The sequence below is a fragment of the Streptomyces sp. NPDC127119 genome (genome assembly GCF_042677425.1).
GTDB lineage: Bacteria > Actinomycetota > Actinomycetes > Streptomycetales > Streptomycetaceae > Streptomyces.
The window spans coordinates 1-17820 of sequence record NZ_JBHXTO010000031.1; the positions used below are offsets into that span (position 1 = coordinate 1).

The window sequence follows — 17820 nt, forward strand, 5'->3', positions numbered from 1 at the left end:
ACGAGGGCTTCCGCCCGGCACACCGAGAGCACGCACCAGACGCCGCCCGGCCCGCCCTCCGGGCGGACGTCGGGAATTTGACGACAGGACCTAGGTCCCGCGCCTCATGCGGGCCGCGGCCCTGCTGGCTAGGGTCGACGACCATGCGGATCATGGGAACGGAGCCTCGGCCCACGCCGGAGCGCAGACGCGACACGCTGGAACGGCTCGACGCGGAGCGGGACGTCTGGGTGTCGACGTCCCATCCGGAGCACGGGCCGCACCAGGTGCCTCTGTGGTTCCGGTGGGACGGACACGCGGTCTGGATGTGCACCGGAGCGGCCTCCGCGACCGTACGGAACGTCCGTGCGGAGCCGCGGGTGCGCCTGGCGCTCCCGGACACCTTCGACGTGGTGCTTCTCCAGGGCGAGGCGGAGTGCTTCCCCGACGACCGGGTGCCCTCGGACGCGGCGGAGGGGTTCGCCGGCAAGTTCGGCTGGGACCCGCGCGCCGAGGAGGGGTCCTTCGTGTATGTACGCGTGGTGCCGAGGACCGTGCGCGCCTGGCGCGGCGAGCCGGAACTGCGCGGCAGGGTCGTCATGCGCGACGGCGCCTGGATGGGGTCACCCCCGCCCGGGCGAGGGTGACCCGCGGACCGGCGACCAGGACTCGAATGACCAGGTCTCGAATCGGGCCTAGGCGCGTGGCAGTGAGGTGTTGGTGACCGGGAGGGACCGGCTCGCGCCGGAGACGTACAGGTCCCTCGGGGCCGTGCGCAGGGTGAACGTGTCGTCGTAGTCGCGGATTCGTGCGAGCAGCATGAAGGTGCCGTCGGCCCTGGTGGTCGTCTTCACGCGGTACTGGCCCTCCCAGTAGGTCTGCAGGAAGACCTCGGTGTCACCGGGCCCGACCCCCTCGGGGAGGGTGACCCGGCCCTGGACGATGAGGACGTCGCCCGCCTTCAGTCGCTTCCTGTTGACCGTGTAGGCGACGGAGCTGGGCCTGGCGTCGGCGGTCACGGTGGTGTCGGCGAAGTAGCCGTCCTGCGGGGTGTTCAGGTCGCCGTCCTCGTCGTAGAAGGCCGTGATCTGCACCCCCTGCTGGACGTTGAGCAGACTGCTCGTGCCCACGTGGTCGATGGCGACGTCCGGGATCGTGAATCTGCCGTCGGCGTCGCTGACCGGCCTGCCCAGCTCGCGCGGCTCGTAGTACGTGGGGTCGATCGGGTCGCCCCACGGGTTCCAGGTGGTGAAGCGGACGACTTCCTCGACGGTGACGGGGATGTGGGGCGCCGGGGTGCCGTCCGCCTTCGTGACGGTGCCGGTGACGTCGACGCGGCGGTTGTCGTGGTCGGTGGTGGCCGGATCGGTGTTCACGGTCAGGACGTAGGCGTCGCCGGGTGCGGCGTCCGCGGAGTTCGCGGAGGCGGCGGGCGCGGACAGGGCTCCGGTGGTGAGCAGGAGCGCGGCGAGGGCGGCGAGCCGCGTCGGCAGGGACTTCCTGGGCACAGGTCAACTCCGGGTTCGGTCGGGACTGCGGGATCGGGACTGGAGCGGTCGCGCCGGGCGGCACCGGTTCCGCCACGGCGCAGAGGTGCGACGCACCGGGTTCGACCGGCGGGGTGGAGCGGGAGTTGTAGCGGTGCGGGGCCCGTTACGCGGCTGTGGCAGGGGGGTGATTTGTGCGGGTTTCGGGTTCACCTGGATGACGGCCGTAGGACGCCGTGCGTGCCCCGGGCGCGCACGGGGCGCCGGGGACGAAATCCAACAGGCGTGTTCCTGCGAAAGCTCAGAGGTGGCGGCGAGGCACATGGCTGACATGGGCATGACTCGCTGCCGACGGCCGCGACAGGGGTCACGGCAGGAGCCACGCAGCCCACGGAGGAGCGATCATGCGGGATATCTTCGAGATCCTGGAGAGCCAGGTCACGGACAACGCCAAGAACGCCGTCGAGATGTACGCGAAGGAACTCCCCGAGTACCACCGTGCGCACAACGACGCGAGACTCTACGACGCGATCATGGAATTCGCGGTCTCCATCCGCCGCCGCACCGTCTTCCTCGCCCGGGAGGGAGCCCCGCTCTCGGACGAGGACCTGTCCTTCATCGCGTCGATCGGCCAGGACCGCGGGGCGAAGGGATTCTCCGAGTCGTCCCAGCAGAACGTCCTCACGCTGCACACCGGCTCCATGCTGCGGGAGATCGGCGAGGCGCCCGCCACGCACGACATGGACGGCCTGCTGCGCATGGTCACCTGGTTCTCCGCACAGGCCGGAACGGCTCGCGGCGCCTATGTGCGCGGCTTCGAGAAGGGGCGCTCCCGTGCGCTGTCGGCGGTGGCGCGGGTCCAGGCCTGCGCGAAGATGCTGCTGGCCGACGACCCCGCGGCCCCCGACGTCGTCCGGGACCTGGGCCTGCCCTGCCCCGGCCGCTACGCCGTCACCGTGCTGCGGTTCCCGGCGTCACGCCCCCTTCCGGACGGCGGGAGGCGTGCCGCGCTGCTCGAACCGTTCCTCCTGAACCACCGGGTGCCCCTGCTCTGGCGGCGGCCGGAGGAATGCGTCGCGCTGGTCCCGGCCGACGACCCGGACCCGGCCGCGGTGGACCGGCGCGTCCTCGCACTCGCCCGGGACTTCTCGGCGGCCGTCGGACTGCCGTGCGCCGTCGGCACGGCCACCGGAGCGGTCTCCGCGCTGGCCGAGACCGCCCGGACGGCCGCCCTGGTCAGCAGGGCCGCGCCCGTCACCGGTTCCCCCGACCGCGCCTGCACGGCCGCCGACGTCTTCGTCGAGATGGGGCTGGAGCAACTGCCCCGGCTCGACGACTGGTTACGCGACCTCACGAGACGTCTGGCGGAGGGTCCCGATCTCGTGGCGACGCTGGACGCCTACTACCGCGCCGACATGAACCGGCTGCGGGCCTCCGCCGCGTTGCACGTCCATCCCCGCACCCTGGACTACCGGTTGCGCCGGGTGCGGGCCCTGACCGGCGTGGACCCCGGCTCCACCAAGGGGGTCCGGCTTCTCAGCACCGCCGTCACCCGGGTGCGGGCCGGCGCGTGGGGTTGAGCGCGGCGCGGCGCGCTCCGCGCATGGCGAAGGCGGCGGCCCGGGGATCGGGGCCGCCGCCTTCGCGTACGGGGGTTTCGCCGGCCCCGCTGGGAGGTCGGTTCTTTGGCTGCGGGTGCGTCGTGGCTGGTCGCGCAGTTCCCCGCGCCCCTGACGGGCCGGGCCCTAGCGGGCCGGCCGCGCCCCTGACGGGCCTCGCCCTAGTGGGTCGGGCTCAGTACCAGCCGTTGGACTGCCAGAAGTTCCAGGCGCCGACCGGGCTGCCGTAGCGGTCGTTCATGTAGTCGAGGCCCCACTTGATCTGGGTCTTCGCGCTCGTCTTCCAGTCGGAGCCCGCGGAGGACATCTTCGACGCGGGCAGGGCCTGGACCAGGCCGTAGGCGCCGGAGGAGGAGTTCGTGGCGTCGACGTCCCAGCCGCTCTCGTGCTCGACGATCTTCGAGAACGCCTTGTACTGGGCGTCGTCGTGGATCATCTTCTGCGCGATCGTCTTGGCCGACGCGGAGGAGGCCACTGTGGGGGTCGCGGCCTGGGCGGGGCCCGCCGCGATGACCATGCCGGCGGTGGCGGCCGCCACGGCGGCGCCGGTGAGGGCCTTCTTCGGGGTGGCGATGAGACGGATGCGGGTGGAGAAGGACACGGAGAACCTTTTCTTCGGGGACGGGACGGTCGCTCGTACGCCCTGACGTCCAGCCCTGGCATGCGGCGGCGCCGAGGCCCTGAGGGGCACGTCGGCGCCTTGCGACTCCACCAATGAACCAGGCCGGAAGCCTGTCCGCAATGACCCCTTTTGCTAGTTGTGGTCGTACCCGTCGCAAAAGGTCCCTCTGTGACGTGGCTCTCAATCCGCAGGTCAGAGGCGGTTGGGCCGTGGTCATGACAAGAGTCGCGGCCTACGGTCGCCCGTAGTAGAGGACCAAGGTCCTGTGGGCCGCCTCACGAGCCTCGCACGGTACGCGTGACACCACGTAGTTGCGGCTTCTACAGCGTGCGGCCGGGTGGTGTGACCGGCGCCGCACCGTCGTGGCTGCCACCGCGGTCACCGTCGGGGTCCCCGAACGTGACCGGCGTCTCGAAAGCCGCCCTGCGCGTGGCCCGGCGGAGCGCCTTGAGGACCGTCGCGCCGAGAGCGAGGGTCAGGACGACCGTCACCGTGGCCCGGCCCAGGTCCCAGCCGAGCGAGGTGGCCAGGCAGTACGCGACGAACCGGGCCAGATTCGTGTGCACGGCGTCGTGCGCGTCGAAGGCCACGTTCGACGACAGCGCGTCCATGAAGGGCCAGCCCGCCAGATTCATGAACGTGCCGTACGCGAAGGCCGCCACGAAGCCGTACGCGGCCAGCATCGCCAGCTCGCCCCGGCCCCTCAGCCGGTCCGGGCCCGGCAGCAGCCCCGCGCCCATCGTGAACCAGCCCATGGACAGCATCTGGAACGGCATCCACGGCCCGACCCCGCCCGTGAGCAGCGCGGACGCGAACATCGTGACCGACCCGAGCACGAAGCCGAACCCCGGCCCCAGCACCCGCCCGCTCAGCACCATCAGGAAGAACATCGGCTCGATGCCCGCCGTACCGGCCCCGATCGGGCGCAGAGCGGCCCCGGTCGCGGCCAGCACCCCGAGCATGGCCACGGCCTTGGGGCCGAGACCCGACTCGGAGATCGTCGCCGCGACGACCCCGACCAGCAGGACGAGCAGCCCCGCGAACAGCCAGGGCGCGTCCTTCGAGTGGGCGCCCGCCTGCGAGGTCGGCCCGCTGAAGAAGGGCCAGGTCAGCGCGGCGAGCCCGATGGCACCGACCAGGACGAGGGCGGCGACGGAACGCGGGCCGAGCCGGATGGGGCGGGCCTGGGGCTGAGTCTGTGGCGGGGATTGCGGCTGGGGCTGTGCCTGAGGCCGGCTGTTCATGACTGCGTGCCCCCTGCCGGTGGCCCGGACGCGCCGAGCGCCTCGCGCACCTGGGAGACCGTGAGCCATTTCTGCGGGGCGAGGACCTTGGTGACCTGTGGGGCGAACGACGGGGAGGCGACGACGACCTCCGCCGTCGGGCCGTCGGCGACGGGTTCGCCGTCCGCGAGGATGACGACCCGGTGCGAGAGCTCGGCGGCCAGCTCCACGTCATGGGTGGCCAGGACGATGGCGTGCCCCTCGGCCGCGAGCGCCCGCAGCAGCGTGACCAGTCGGGACTTGGCCGCGTAGTCGAGGCCGCGGGTCGGCTCGTCGAGGAGGATCAGCGGTGGCCGGGCCGTCAGGACGACCGCCAGGGCCAGGGTGAGCCGCTGCCCCTCCGACAGGTCGCGCGGATGCGTGTCGTCCTCGATGCCCGGCAGCAGCTCGGACACCAGGGCCCGGCAGGTGCCCGCCCCGGCCCCCGCGTCCGAGTCCGCCGCCGCGCACTCCCCGGCGACCGTGTCCGCGTACAGCAGATCGCGGGGCTCCTGCGGTACGAGGCCGACGTGACGGATGAGGTCACCGGGTGCCGTGCGATGGGGCTGGAGCCCGCCGACGCGGACCGAACCCGCCGCAGGGGGGACGAGGCCGACGAGGGCGGAGAGCAGGGTCGACTTGCCCGCGCCGTTGCGGCCCATCAGCGCGACGGTCTCGCCGGGGGCGACGGACAGGGTGACGTCGTGGAGCACTTCGGTGCGCCCGCGGCGGACGGCGAGGCCGGTGACCACCGCCGGGTGGGCGGTGACGGACGGCACCTCGGGCGGGCGCCTGCGGAAGAGCCTGGGACGGCGCGAGGTGGCTGCGGCACCCTCCACCGGGAGTGGGAGAGCGGGTACGGGGCCCGGGGCGCCCGGCCCCTCGTACGGGAGTGCCTGGAGGCGGTTGCGCAGGGGTCCCGCTCTCCGGCGGGCGTCCCGGACCGTGAGGGGCAGGGGGGTCCATCCGTCGAGCCGGCCCAGGGCGACCACCGGTGGGTACACCGGCGACACGGCCATGACCTCGGCCGGTGTGCCCAGCAGCAAGCGGGCGCCGGGGGAGGGGAGGAGGGCGACCCGGTCGGCGTACTGCACGACGCGCTCCAGGCGGTGTTCGGCCATGAGGACCGTCGTCCCGAGGTCGTGGACGAGGCGCTGGAGGACCGCGAGGACCTCTTCCGCGGCGGCGGGGTCGAGGGCCGAGGTCGGTTCGTCGAGGACCAGGACCTCGGGGTGCGGGGTGAGGACCGAGCCGATCGCGACCCGCTGCTGCTGTCCGCCGGAGAGCGTGGAGATGGGCCGGTCGCGCAGGTCGGCGAGGCCCAGCAGGTCGAGGGTCTCCTCGACGCGACGGCGCATCACGTCCGGCGCGAGGCCCAACGACTCCATGCCGTAGGCGAGTTCGTCCTCGACCGTGTCCGTGACGAAGTGCGAGAGCGGGTCCTGGCCCACCGTGCCGACCACGTCGGCGAGTTCGCGGGGTTTGTGCGTGCGCGTGTCACGGCCCGCGACCGTCACGCGTCCGCGCAGGGTGCCGCCGGTGAAGTGCGGAACCAGTCCGCTCACGGCCCCGAGCAGCGTCGACTTGCCCACCCCGGAAGGGCCGACCAGCAACACCAACTCGCCCTCGGGAACGGTGAGTTCGATGCCGCGGACGGTGGGCTCCGGCGCCCCGTCGTACGTCACGGAGACATCCTCGAAGCGGATCATGAGGGCTCCTTGCCGGTGGTAGGGCTGTCCGAGGGGGCGGGGACGGGGGCGACGAAGGCGGGGAGGAGGCCGAGGAGGATCGCCGCGGCGGGCCACAGCGGAAGGGCCGGCGCGGTGAGGGGGACGACACCGGGGTGCAGGGCCGCGTAGGCCCACGCGCCGGTCGAGGCGTACAGGACGAGGAGCGCGGCTACGGCGGCGCCGGACGCGGCGACCAGCCACGCGCGCACGCCCCAGGGGTCCGGCCGGTACCGGGTGCGCAGCGAGCGGCGACCGCCCAGCCACAGGCCGCCCAGGGCGGCGGCGAGTCCGGCGAGCAGCACGGGCAGACCGTAGGTGCCGCCCTCCGCGGTGAGCAGACCGTACGTGCCCGCGCAGACCCCGACCAGACCGCCGAGGGTGAGGGCGGCGGTGGTACGGCGTACGCCCGGGGGCACCTCGGCGGAACGGCCGTACCCGCGCGCGTCCATCGCCGCCGCGAGGGCCACCGAACGCTCCAACGCGCCCTCCAGGACCGGCAGTCCGACCTGGAGCAGCCCGCGCAGACCGTGGTCGGGACGGCCGCGCAGCCGCCGGGCCGCGCGCAGCCGCTGGACGTCGGCGATCAGGTTCGGGGCGAAGGTGAGGGCGACCACGACGGCGACTCCCGCCTCGTACAGGGCGCCCGGGAGCGATTTGAGGAGGCGGGCCGGGTTCGCGAGGGCGTTCGCGGCGCCCACGCAGATGAGGAGCGTGGCGAGTTTCAGACCGTCGTACAGGGGGAAGACCAGGCCTTCTGCGGTGACCCGGCCACCCACGCGGATGCCCTGCGCCCAGTCGGGGAGGGGGAGTTCGGGAAGCGTGACGAGGGTGTGCGTGCCCGGAATGGGCGAGCCGAGGAGGACGGCGAAGGCCAGCCGGATGCCGAGCACGGCCAGCGCGAGCTTCACGAACGCGCCGTAGGACCGGGCCCAGGGAGCCTCCGTCCGGCGCGCCGCCACCACGTAACCGGCGACGCCGACGAGGAGGGCGAGGAGCAGCGGGTTGGTGGTGCGGGACGCGGCGGTCCCGAGACCCAGGGCCCAGATCCACCAGGCGCCGGGGTGGAGGGCGTTGGTACGGGTCGCGCGGGGGGCGCGGAGGCGGGACCAGGGGGTGGCGGGGCGCGCCGCCGGGGCATCGGCCCCGCGAGCGCGGGCTGCGGCGGGGCGGTCGTGGGTTCTGGGCCGCCCGGTGTTCCTGGGGTGCTTGTCGGTGCTGGGCATCGGTCGTGTCCCGTCAGCCGCGGCGACGGCGGGACTGCCAGAGCGCGCCCGCGGCCAGGACGGCCACGGCGGCGATTCCGGTCAGCAGGCCCACCGAGGGTCCGCCGTCTCCGTCTCCGTCTCCGCCCCCGTCCCCGTCTGCGGGTTCGCTCGCCGCGCGGGGCGGTGGGGAGGTCCTGGCGTGGCCGCCGGTCGCCGCGTCGTCCGACACGGCCTCGCCGCAGCCCGTACGGGGGTAGCCCGCGATGGCGCACAGCAGGGCGTTCGTGTCGTAGCGCAGGGGCTTGGCGACGGCGGCGAGGGCCTCCGCGGTCGTCGCGTCCTCGTCGACGCGCGCGCAGGCCGTACGCGGGCTCGGATCCGGCGGCACCGAACCGGCCGGCGCGTCCTCGGCCGTACCGAAGTCGAGGACCAGCGCGACCCGCTTGGCGCCCTCCCGCGCGGGCGTCTTCGCGCAGATCGCCGCGAAACCGCTCTCGCCGCGAGGCTGCGCCGAGTGCTTCGAGTCCTCGCTCACCGAGAACCGGAAGCCCTGGACGTCTCCGTCGGACGGCCGCGCGGTCGACGGGCCCTGGGTCGCGTACACCCACGTACCGCCGCTGGAATCGCGGTCCCAGAAGGACCAGTAGCGGTAGCCGACCGCCTGGGCCCGACCCGCCGTGCCGAGTACGGCGAGCAGGAGGCCCAGGACCAGCAGGGCGCGCAGGGCCGGGCGGTCGAGCGTCACGGCTGCCGCTGCTTCTTGGTCCGGGTGCTGAGGAGGAAGCCGACGCCGATGCCGCCGACCAGGCCGACCCCGACGATCCACCACACGCTGACCCCGCCGTCGTCCTCGCTCTCGTCCTGGGCGGCCTGCTCGCCGTCCTTGTCGTCCTTGTCGTCCTTGGCGGCGGCTTGTGCCGCCGGGTCGGTCGCGCCGAGCTGCTTCACCAGGTCGGCGCCGCCGAAGTCGCGCGGGTCCGTACCCGTGGCGTGTGCCGCGAAGATCAGCTGCGCGTACGCGGCCGGGCCGCTCTCCGCCGCCCAGGGGCCCGAGTTCTTCTCCAGCCAGGCCAGCGGCTTGCCGGCGTCGGCCGTCCGGCCCGCCGCCGCGAGCGCGACGACCGTGTCGGCGGTGTTGCCGTGGTCGGGCTGGTCCTCGGCGCCCGCGAGGGCGGACTCCAGGTACCCGGTCTCGGCGACCGCGCCGGCGAGGTACGCGGCGCCGTCGGCCGCCGCCTGCTCCGGAGTGGGGGAGTCGCCGCCCGCGCACTCGGCGGCCTTGCCGGTGCCGGAGGGTGCGGCGGACTGTCCGTCGTCCTCGGGGTCCGTCACCAGACCCTCGCCGAGCGAGCCGAGCACGCCCGCGGCCGTGGCGTCGGCGTTCGCCGCGAGCTTGCCCTTCTTGTCGGGCTGGAAGGCGAAGGCACCGCCTTCCTTGCTGCCCTTGCCGCAGGGGAGGGCGAGGCCGAGCAGGGCGTCGTACGGTGTCCGGTCGTCCTTGGACCGTAGGTCCTCGGTGTCGGTGTCCGCGGCCTCCAGGGCCCCGATCACGACGGACGTCGAGTTGGTGTCGCTGGCGCCGCCGGGCAGGTAGCCCCAGCCGCCGTCCTCGTTCTGCACGGACTTCAGCCACTTCACGGCCGCACCGGTCACGGCGTCGTCGGCGTCGAGCGCGGTCAGGGCCTGGAGCGCGGCGCCGGTGCTGTTCGTGTCGATCTGCGTCTTGGCGTCGCACTTCGTGGCCGGGTCCGCGCGGTAGGCCGCGAAGCCGCCGTCGGCGCACTGCTGTCCGGTGAGCCAGTCGACGGCCTTCGCCGCGGGCCGCACGTCCACGGTGTGCTGGGCGAGCAGCGCCAGCGACTGCCGCCAGACACCGTCGTACGTGGGGTCGGTGCTGCCGTACAGACCCGAGGGGAGCGCGGGGGACGGGGACGCGGAGGGTGACGCGTCGGCGAGGGCGGCCGGCGCGAACGCCGTGCCGATCACGGCGGTGGCGGCCAGTACCGCGGCGCTGCGGCGGACAAACATGATCGGCGGGTGCCTCTCTGTACTCAGCGGTTCGCCGACGGGGGTGCCCCTTCGGCTCTCCCGGTGCGGGAGGAGCCGGGCAGCCCGGAGCCCCGGGCGGCTCGGCCCCGTATGCCTCGACGGTGCCGGTCACCGGCGGTCTGGTGACGCGAGCCGATCACGTTCCGCACGGGGCAATCCGGCTTGCCGCCCGCTGGGAACGGGGCGGCACACGGCTGCGGGTCAGCGCCGGATTTGCACCGGCTTCCCCCCGTACGAGTGTGATGACGACCTGCTCACTGTACCGGCCCGTAGGAATGCGGGTGCCTGGCCCTCCGGGGTGGCTCGGGGGTGGCCCGGGGTGGCTCGGCTGCGGGTCGGTGGGGGCCGTTCGCGCAGTTCCCCGCGCCCCTGAAAGGCGGGGCTGCGCCCCGGCCCGAGCTTCGGGTGCGGGTTCGGTGGGGGCTGGTCGCGCCGTTCCCCGCGCCCCTGGGGGGTTGGGGTGGGGGTTGGATCGGGGCGTAGCTCCGGTTTTTGGGGGCGCGGGGAACTGCGCGGCCAGCCCCAACCGGCCCGCACCCGGGACAGGCCCTAGCGCCCCACCTGCGCCGGCAAGGCGGACGCGTGGGTGGGTTGGCAGAGGATGAGGGCCAGGTCGTCCGTGGGGGGTTTTGCCGTGTGGGTGAGGAGGCTGGTGTACAGGGTGTTCAGGGCCTCGTCGGGGAGGGGGTCCCGTAGGGCGTGGGTCGCTTCCGTGAGGAAGGGGAAGAGCGTGCCGTCGGGCGCGCGTGCCTCCGTCAGGCCGTCGGTGTAGAGGAGGAGACGGTCACCCGGCTGGAGTCGTACGCGGTACTGGAGGGGGTCGGGGCGCAGCCCCAACGGCAGTGTGGTGACGGCCGGTTCGAGCAGTTCCACCCGCTGGCCGGAGCGCAGCGGCGCGGGATGGCCGCAGTTGACCAGCCGGACCTCGCCCGGTGCGAACTCCGCGAGGAGCGCGGTGACGAAGTCCTCCGGGCCCAGGTCCGGCGCGAGACGCTGGTCCAGGCCGGCGGCGAGGGACGGCAGGTCGGGGACGGTGTGGGCGAGTTCGCGGAAGGCGGCCACCGTCTCGGCGGTCAGCCGGATGGCCTCCAGGCCGTGTCCGCGCACGTCACCGACGAGGACCCGCAGGCCGAAGGACGTCACGGCGACGTCGTACAGGTCTCCGCCGAGCCCCGACTCGCGCACGGCGCAGTGGTAGCGCGTGGAGACGTGGGTGCCGGCGAGGTTCCGGGAGAGCGGCCGCACGATGGCCTCCTGGGTGATCCGCGCGACCTCGCGCACCTCGGCGAGCTGCGCGAGGAGCCGGTCCCGCTGCCGCACGGCGTGCACGGTGAACCCGCAGCCGAGCAGCAGCTGCGTGAGGGTGACGGCGGGCGGGACGTGGTTCAGCAGGAGCGCCGGGGCGGCGATGAGCACGCAGATCGCCGAAGGCGCGAGGAGCCGCCCTTCGGAGAGCCTGCGGAGGTCGCCGGACGTGCCGCACCGGAGAGGCCGGCCGGGGCCGCGTAGGCGTCGCCACCGGCCGCGTCGGGTCTCCTTGCTGTCGCGGGTCATCCGCTCGTTCCGCCCTCTCCCCGCCCCTCTGGGCGGCCTTCGCGACGGCCTTCGCGCGACGGTCTCCGAATATCCCCTTCCGCTCCCGCACCGACAGGGTGTTGATCGGATCTCGACGCAATGTGTCCGCAAGTGACGGCGTGGGACCGAGTTCTTCCGCGGCGCGGGGGAGCGGTTCGAAGTGGCCCGCCGGCCGCGTCACACTGGCCGGGTTGCACGATCCCGCGGGGCTCGCTCGTATGCCGTGCAGGGAACCGTGCGGGGAGGGGCGTTGCCGTGCCGGAGAACACGACGACCGAGGGGCAGTCGGGGAATCTGCCGCCGGAGACCCGGAGCTTCGTCGGCCGACGACGCGAACTGGCCCGGCTCGACACGCTGCTGGACCCGGCGCGCGCGGGGCAGGGACGTCTGGTGACGCTCGTCGGTACCGGCGGCGTCGGCAAGACCCGGCTGGCCCTGAACGCCGCCCGCCGCGCCTCGCACCGGTACCCGGACGGCGTCTGGTTCGTGGAACTCTCGCCGCTGCGCGCCCAGGGCCTGGTGGGCTTCGCCGTCGTGGAGGCGCTGCGGCTCGCCGACCAGTCGACGTCCCCGGTGACCGAGGTGCTCGCCGACTGGCTGGCGGACAAGGAGGCGCTGATCGTCCTCGACTCCTGCGAACACGTGCTCCCCGACTGCGCCGACCTGGTCCGCGCCCTGCTGCCCGCCGCGCCCGGTGTGCGGTTCCTGGCCACCAGCCGGGAGCACCTCGGCCATCCGTCCGAACTCCGCGTGGAGACCGACCCGCTGTCGGTGGGGGACGGAGAGGATCCCGGTGGCCGGGGAGGAGGACAACCCGGTGACGCGCTCGACCTGTTCGCCCAGCGGGCCGCCGAGGCGCGCGCCGGCTTCGTGCTCGACGAGGACTCGGCGGGCCCGGCCGCCGCCGTCTGCCGCCGGCTGGACGGCATCCCGCTGGCCATCGAACTGGCCGCCGCCCGCCTCGGCGAACTCTCCCTCGGCGAACTCGACGAACGGCTCGGCGAGCGGCTGCCGTCCCCGCTCGACCTCCTCGCGGCGGGACTCGACGAGGGGCCGCTGCGGCACCGCACCCTGCGCACGGCCATCGGCTGGAGCCATGAACTGTGCGCGCCTGTCGAGAGGTTGCTGTGGGCGAGGCTCTCCGTGTTCACCGGCGGCTTCGACCTGGCCGCCGCCGAGGACGTCTGCTCCGGCGGCCCCCTGCCCGCCGGACGGATCGCGGCCCTGCTGGAACGGCTCGTCGAGCAGTCGATCGTGCTGCGCCACCGCACGGACGAACGACGCTTCCAACTCCTCGACAGCGTCCGGGACTTCGGCGGCGACTGGCTGCGCGCCCTCGGCGAGGAGCGGACCCTGCGACTGCGTCACCTCGACCACTACCGCAGCCTCGCACACGGCGGCTGCACGGAGTGGAACACCGGCCGCCAACCGGCCTGGTGCGAGCGCGTGATCGCCGAACACGACAATCTCCGTACCGCCATGGACTGCGCGCTGTCCGAGCGCGACGGCCCCACCGCCCTGCGCACGGCGGCCGACGTCGGTTTCCTGTGGCGCCACTGCGGCTATCTGCGGGACGCGCAGCACTGTCTCGACCAGGTGCTCACCGCCGATCCGGCGCCCGGCCCCGACCTCGTACGGGCCCTGTGGGCGAGGGCCGCCGTCGCCCTCCTCCAGGGCGACCTGGACAGCGCCGAACGCTGGGCGGCGGTGTGCACGGCGGCGGCCGTGGAACAGGGCGACGCGGTGGCCGTCGTCGGCGCCGCGTACGTCACCGGCGGGCATCTGCTCCTGCGCGGGCGGCTCGGCGAGGCGCTGGTCGTCCTGGCCGCGGCCGAACCGCTCCCGGTCCGCGACGACTGGCTGGGCTCCGCGCAGCTCCAGGTGCGGCTCGCGCTCTCGCTGACCCACCTGCTGCGCGGAGACCTGGCCGGCGCCAGGGCGGTCGCCGACGAGGTCCGCGCGGAGAGCGTGCGGCGCGGCGAGCGCTGGGCGGGCGCCTTCGCCGACTGCTTCCTCGCCCAGATCGACCTGGCCGAGGGCGACCTGACCGCGGCGACGCGCAACGCCCGTACGGCCGTCGCGGCGCACTCCCTGCTGAACAGCACGCTCGGTGTCGCCCACACCCTCGACATCCTGGCCTCGGCGGTGGTGGCGACCGGTGACGGGCGGCGCGCGGCCCGGCTCCTCGCGATCGGCCAGCGCATCTGGGAACGCCTCGGCAACGCCCAGATGCAGTCACCGGACCTGATCTCCGCGCGCCGCTCCTGCGAAGACCTGGTCCACGAGAAGATCGGCACCGAGGCCTACACGCGGGCGTACGCGGAGGGGCTGGCCATGTCGTACGAGCGGGGCATCGCCTACGCGGTGGAGGACTTCCACGACACCTGACGAGCCGTCACACCACGGTGTACGTCACCGGATCGCTGCCGGGTACCGGCTCCGCGCGGCCCAGTTTCACCAGGCGGCGCAGATGGGCCTCCGCCTCCGAGACGGCGATGTTCCTTGAGCCGTACGGGATGTCGGCCCAGGGGCGGTTCCACTCCATCCGCCGGGCGACCTGCCACACGGTGAGCGGGGTGGCGAGAAGGGTGAGGAGGCCGGTGAGGCGCTCCTCGTGGTGGTCCAGCAACTCCCGTACGCGGGACGGGGCGTCGGTGAAGGCGTGCAGATGGGCCGGGAGCACCTCGGCCGGTTCGAGGCCGCCGATCCGCTCCAGGGAGTCGAGGTAGTCGCCGAGCGGATCGGGTTCGCTGTCGTCGTCCGGGTCCTCGTACAGCCCGATGTGCGGGGTGATCCTCGGCAGGAGGTGGTCCCCGGAGAACAGCCGCCCGTTGCCGGGCAGTCGAGCGGGATGCTTCTCCTCCAGATGGAGGCAGACGTGGCCGGGTGTGTGGCCCGGGGTCCAGACCGCGCGCAGCCGTCGGCCGGCGAGGTCCAGGAGTTCGCCGGGGACGATCTCCCGGTCGGGGAGCGCGGGGGAGAGGCCGGGGAGCCGGGAGCGGGCGGTGCGCAGCGGTGCCACATGCTCTTCGGGCGCGCCCGCGGCGGTCAGCTTGTCCGCCATGTACGTGAACCAGCGGCCGGGCCTGGTCTCGCGGGTCCGCCGCACGATGGCGATGTCGGCGGCGTGCATGGCCACCCACGCGCCCGACGCCTCGCGCACCTTCGCCGACAGGCCGTGGTGGTCGGGGTGGTGGTGGGTGATCACCACGCCGTGGATCTCCCCGACGGCCGTCCCGCAGGCCGTCAGGCCCTCGGTGAGCGCGTCCCAGGAGGCCGGATCGTCCCAGCCCGTGTCGATCAGCACCGGTCCGCGGTCGGTGTCCACGACGTACACGAGCGTGTTCCCGAGCGGGTTGTCCGGGATGGGGACCGCGATGGACCGTACGCCCCCGCCGTGATCGGTCACCTGTGGCATGGGCTCCCCTGTCGCCGACTCCCGGCCACTATAACTAGAACCGGTTCCAATGGGAGTGCTGTGCGCTCCGTGGACTCCGCCAAGTGGAACTGGTATCAGTTTCAGTGTCTGATGCACCGTCAGGAGTTGTCCTCGTTGTCCTCGGAGAGGCAGTCGGTCATGACCGAACTCGTGGAACACGCACAGCTGTTCATCGGCGGCGAGCTGACCGCTCCCAGCGGCCGGGACGTCATCGAGGTGGTCTCCCCGCACACCGAGGAGGTCATCGGCCGGGTGCCGCACGCCGCGCGGGAGGACGTCGACCGGGCGGTCGCCGCGGCACGCACCGCCTTCGACGAGGGGCCCTGGCCGCGGATGACCCTCGACGAGCGCATCGAGGTGGTCACCCGGATCAAGGACGCGATCGCCGTACGGCACGAGGAGATCGCCCGGGTCATCTCCTCCGAGAACGGCTCCCCGTACTCCTGGAGCGTCCTCGCGCAGGCACTCGGCGCGATGATGGTGTGGGACGCGGCGATCACGGTCGCCCGCGGCTTCACGTACGAGGAGACGCGCGACGGAGTGCTCGGGAAGATCCTCGTACGCCGTGAGCCGGTCGGGGTCGTCGCGGCCGTCGTCCCGTGGAACGTGCCGCAGTTCGTGGCCGCGGCCAAGCTCGCGCCCGCCCTGCTGACCGGCTGCACGGTCGTGCTCAAGCCGTCGCCCGAGTCGCCGCTGGACGCGTACATACTCGGCGAGATCACCAAGGAGGCCGGGCTGCCGGAGGGCGTCCTGTCGATCCTGCCGGCGGACCGCGAGGTCAGCGAGTACCTCGTCGGACACCCCGGGATCGACAAGGTCTCCTTCACCGGGTCGGTCGGGGCGGGCCGGCGCGTCATGGAGGTCGCCTCGCGCAACCTCACCCGCGTGACGCTGGAACTGGGCGGGAAGTCGGCGGCCGTGGTCCTGCCGGACGCGGACATCGGGACCGCGGTGCCGGGCATCGTCTCGGCGGCCTGGATGAACAACGGCCAGGCGTGTGTCGCCCAGACCCGCATCCTGCTGCCGTGCTCGCGCTACGACGAGTTCGCGGAGGCGTTCGCGGCGGCGGCGAACGCGCTGGTGGTCGGCGACCCGCTGGACCCCGCGACCCAGGTCGGCCCGCTGGTCGCGCGCCGGCAGCAGCAGCGCAACCTCGACTACATCCGCATCGGCCAGGAGGAGGGCGCCAAGATCCTCACCGGTGGTGGGCGGCCCGCCGGACTCGACCGCGGCTGGTACGTCGAGCCGACGCTCTTCGGCGACGTCGACAACTCCATGCGGATCGCGCGCGAGGAGATCTTCGGGCCGGTGATCTGCCTGCTCCCGTACGGCGACGAGGCGGAGGCGGTGAAGATCGCCAACGACTCCGACTACGGGCTGAGCGGGAGTGTGTGGACGGGGGATGTCGCGCGGGGCATCGACGTGGCGCGGCAGGTGCGGACCGGGACGTACTCCGTGAACACCTTCAGCCTCGACATGCTCGGTCCGTTCGGGGGCTACAAGAACTCCGGGCTGGGGCGGGAGTTCGGACCCGAGGGGTACGGGGAGTACCTGGAGCACAAGATGATCCATCTGCCGGCCGGTTGGGAGGCCTGAGGATGGGGGACCGCTGGCGTGTGGAGGTCGACCGGTCGCTGTGCATCGGGTCGGCCCAGTGCACGCATGTCGCTCCCGCGGCCTTCCGTCTCGACTCCGCGATGCAGTCGCATCCCGTGGAGTCCGAGACGGATGCCGGTGAGGAGATTCTGGAGGCGGCGGAGGGGTGTCCGGTGGAGGCGATCGCCATTGCCCTGCTGGGCAGCGGGGAGACGGTGTTTCCTCCGGAGGAGTGAGGGCGCCTGCGGCGGGCGGTGCGTGTGCGGCTGCGGGCCGGTGGGGGTGGGCCCGAAAGACTGCGCAGTTCCCCGCGCCCCTATGAGGTGGGGGGTGAGGTGCGTGGTCGGGTGCGGGCCGGTGGGGGTGGGCCCGAAAGATTGCGCAGTTCCCCGCGCCCCTAAGAGGTGCCGGTGAGTCGTGGTTGCTCGCGCCGGCCCGCGCCCCGTCAGGGGCGCGGGGAACTGCGCGACCGGCCCCCACCGGCCCGCACCCGGCAACGCGCCATGGGTGCAGCCCCGCAGCGTCAGTCCCGTGGGGATGTCAGGTCGATCAGGCGGCAGACCGTTTCTATGTCGATCTTCACCTGGGCGATCGACGCCCGGCCGGAGAGCCAGGTGATCAGGGCCGAGTGCCACGTGTGCTCGATCACGCGGACCGCGGAGAGCTGCGCCGGGGTCGGGTCGTCCAGGCCCATCGCGTCGAGGATGATCACCGTCGTCTGGCGGGAGACCTGGTCGACCTCCGGACTGACGCTGCGGTCCGCGAACGTGAGCGCGCGGACCATCGCGTCCGCGAGATGCGGCTCGCGCTGCAGCGCGCGGAACGCCCGCATCAGCGTCTCCGCAACCCGCTCCGCCGCCGTGTCCCCCGTCGGCGGCTTCTTGCGGAGCGTGCCGTGCATGTGAGCCAGCTGGTCCTGCATGGTCGCGACCAGCAGATGCACCTTCGACGGGAAGTAGCGGTACAGCGTGCCCAGGGCCACCTGGGACGACTCCGCGACCTCCCGCATCTGTACCGCGTCGAAGCCGCCCCGGCTCGCCAGCTGCGCGCTCGCGTGCAGGATCCGCCGCCGGCGCGCCTCCTGGCGCTCGGTGAGCGGGGGAGTGACCGGCTGCGCGGCCCGTACGGGCGGCTGCGCGGCCTTCGCCGCAGTCTTGGCTTCCGCAGGCATGGATCCCGTTCCGTGACGTTCGTACAACAGAGGGCGGTGGGGCGGGCGGGGGCGGGTCGGGTGACAGCAGAGTAGAGGTCCCGCCG

General features: G+C 73.3%; 15 protein-coding genes and 1 riboswitch. Of the genes, 5 read left to right on the forward strand and 10 right to left on the reverse strand.

From position 1 onward, the window contains the following. The first annotated feature begins 152 nt into the window (after positions 1-152). Positions 153-626, forward strand: a complete 474-nt coding sequence (locus ACFVH5_RS16450; RefSeq protein WP_385834374.1) for a pyridoxamine 5'-phosphate oxidase family protein — start codon at positions 153-155, stop codon at positions 624-626. Positions 627-674: 48 nt separating this feature from the next. On the opposite strand, the gene ACFVH5_RS16455 is transcribed toward ACFVH5_RS16450, so the two are convergent. Then, a complete protein-coding gene (locus ACFVH5_RS16455) occupies positions 675-1487 on the reverse strand; it encodes an acyl carrier protein (RefSeq protein ID WP_385834375.1) in 813 nt (270 codons plus the stop codon). Between the two features lie 383 nt (positions 1488-1870). Here ACFVH5_RS16455 and ACFVH5_RS16460 point away from each other — a divergent pair, with 383 nt between their 5' ends. Further along, the gene (locus ACFVH5_RS16460) at positions 1871-3046 is read left to right on the forward strand and encodes a PucR family transcriptional regulator (protein ID WP_385834376.1); all 1176 of its coding nucleotides are present in this window, start codon (positions 1871-1873) and stop codon (positions 3044-3046) included. 214 nt (positions 3047-3260) lie between these two features. On the opposite strand, the gene ACFVH5_RS16465 is transcribed toward ACFVH5_RS16460, so the two are convergent. From ACFVH5_RS16465 to ACFVH5_RS16495, 7 genes are all read right to left on the reverse strand, one after another. Continuing rightward, positions 3261-3686 (reverse strand): transglycosylase SLT domain-containing protein, encoded by a 426-nt coding sequence (locus ACFVH5_RS16465; RefSeq protein ID WP_384807530.1) that lies wholly within the window; start codon positions 3684-3686, stop codon positions 3261-3263. A 341-nt stretch (positions 3687-4027) separates the two neighbouring features. Continuing rightward, entirely contained in the window at positions 4028-4951 is a 924-nt protein-coding gene (locus tag ACFVH5_RS16470) for an ECF transporter S component (RefSeq protein WP_385834378.1), read from the reverse strand. Further along, positions 4948-6678 carry an ABC transporter ATP-binding protein gene (locus ACFVH5_RS16475; protein ID WP_385834379.1) on the reverse strand — a complete coding sequence of 577 codons (1731 nt, stop codon included), beginning with the start codon at positions 6676-6678 and terminating at the stop codon, positions 4948-4950. The genes ACFVH5_RS16470 and ACFVH5_RS16475 overlap by 4 nt, the downstream gene beginning before the upstream one ends. Then, positions 6675-7922: a CbiQ family ECF transporter T component gene (locus tag ACFVH5_RS16480; RefSeq protein ID WP_385834380.1), complete on the reverse strand. Its 1248-nt coding sequence runs from the start codon at positions 7920-7922 to the stop codon at positions 6675-6677. The genes ACFVH5_RS16475 and ACFVH5_RS16480 overlap by 4 nt, the downstream gene beginning before the upstream one ends. A 13-nt stretch (positions 7923-7935) precedes the next feature. Then, entirely contained in the window at positions 7936-8649 is a 714-nt protein-coding gene (locus tag ACFVH5_RS16485; RefSeq protein ID WP_385834381.1) for an SCO2322 family protein, read from the reverse strand. Beyond that, positions 8646-9932, reverse strand: a complete 1287-nt coding sequence (locus tag ACFVH5_RS16490) for a prenyltransferase/squalene oxidase repeat-containing protein (RefSeq protein WP_385834383.1) — start codon at positions 9930-9932, stop codon at positions 8646-8648. The genes ACFVH5_RS16485 and ACFVH5_RS16490 overlap by 4 nt, the downstream gene beginning before the upstream one ends. Positions 9933-10103: 171 nt before the next feature. Next, positions 10104-10182, reverse strand: a riboswitch (cobalamin riboswitch). Positions 10183-10502: 320 nt separating this feature from the next. Further along, positions 10503-11507, reverse strand: a complete 1005-nt coding sequence (locus ACFVH5_RS16495) for a PP2C family protein-serine/threonine phosphatase (protein WP_385834384.1) — start codon at positions 11505-11507, stop codon at positions 10503-10505. A gap of 276 nt (positions 11508-11783) precedes the next feature. Here ACFVH5_RS16495 and ACFVH5_RS16500 point away from each other — a divergent pair, with 276 nt between their 5' ends. Further along, a complete protein-coding gene (locus tag ACFVH5_RS16500) occupies positions 11784-13916 on the forward strand; it encodes an ATP-binding protein (protein ID WP_385834385.1) in 2133 nt (710 codons plus the stop codon). Between the two features lie 7 nt (positions 13917-13923). Here ACFVH5_RS16500 and ACFVH5_RS16505 read toward each other — a convergent pair whose 3' ends face one another. Then, positions 13924-14946, reverse strand: coding sequence for an MBL fold metallo-hydrolase (locus ACFVH5_RS16505; RefSeq protein ID WP_385834386.1), 1023 nt, complete (start codon positions 14944-14946; stop codon positions 13924-13926). Between the two features lie 159 nt (positions 14947-15105). Here ACFVH5_RS16505 and ACFVH5_RS16510 point away from each other — a divergent pair, with 159 nt between their 5' ends. Then, complete coding sequence (locus ACFVH5_RS16510; RefSeq protein WP_385834387.1) at positions 15106-16563, forward strand: aldehyde dehydrogenase; 1458 nt, start codon at positions 15106-15108, stop codon at positions 16561-16563. 2 nt (positions 16564-16565) lie between these two features. Further along, on the forward strand, positions 16566-16799 hold the full coding sequence (locus ACFVH5_RS16515; RefSeq protein WP_385834389.1) for a ferredoxin: 234 nt from the start codon (positions 16566-16568) through the stop codon (positions 16797-16799). Positions 16800-17086: 287 nt separating this feature from the next. Here the strand turns inward: ACFVH5_RS16515 and ACFVH5_RS16520 are convergent, their stop codons facing one another. Further along, positions 17087-17734, reverse strand: coding sequence for a TetR family transcriptional regulator (locus ACFVH5_RS16520; RefSeq protein WP_210883061.1), 648 nt, complete (start codon positions 17732-17734; stop codon positions 17087-17089). Positions 17735-17820 lie beyond the last annotated feature (86 nt).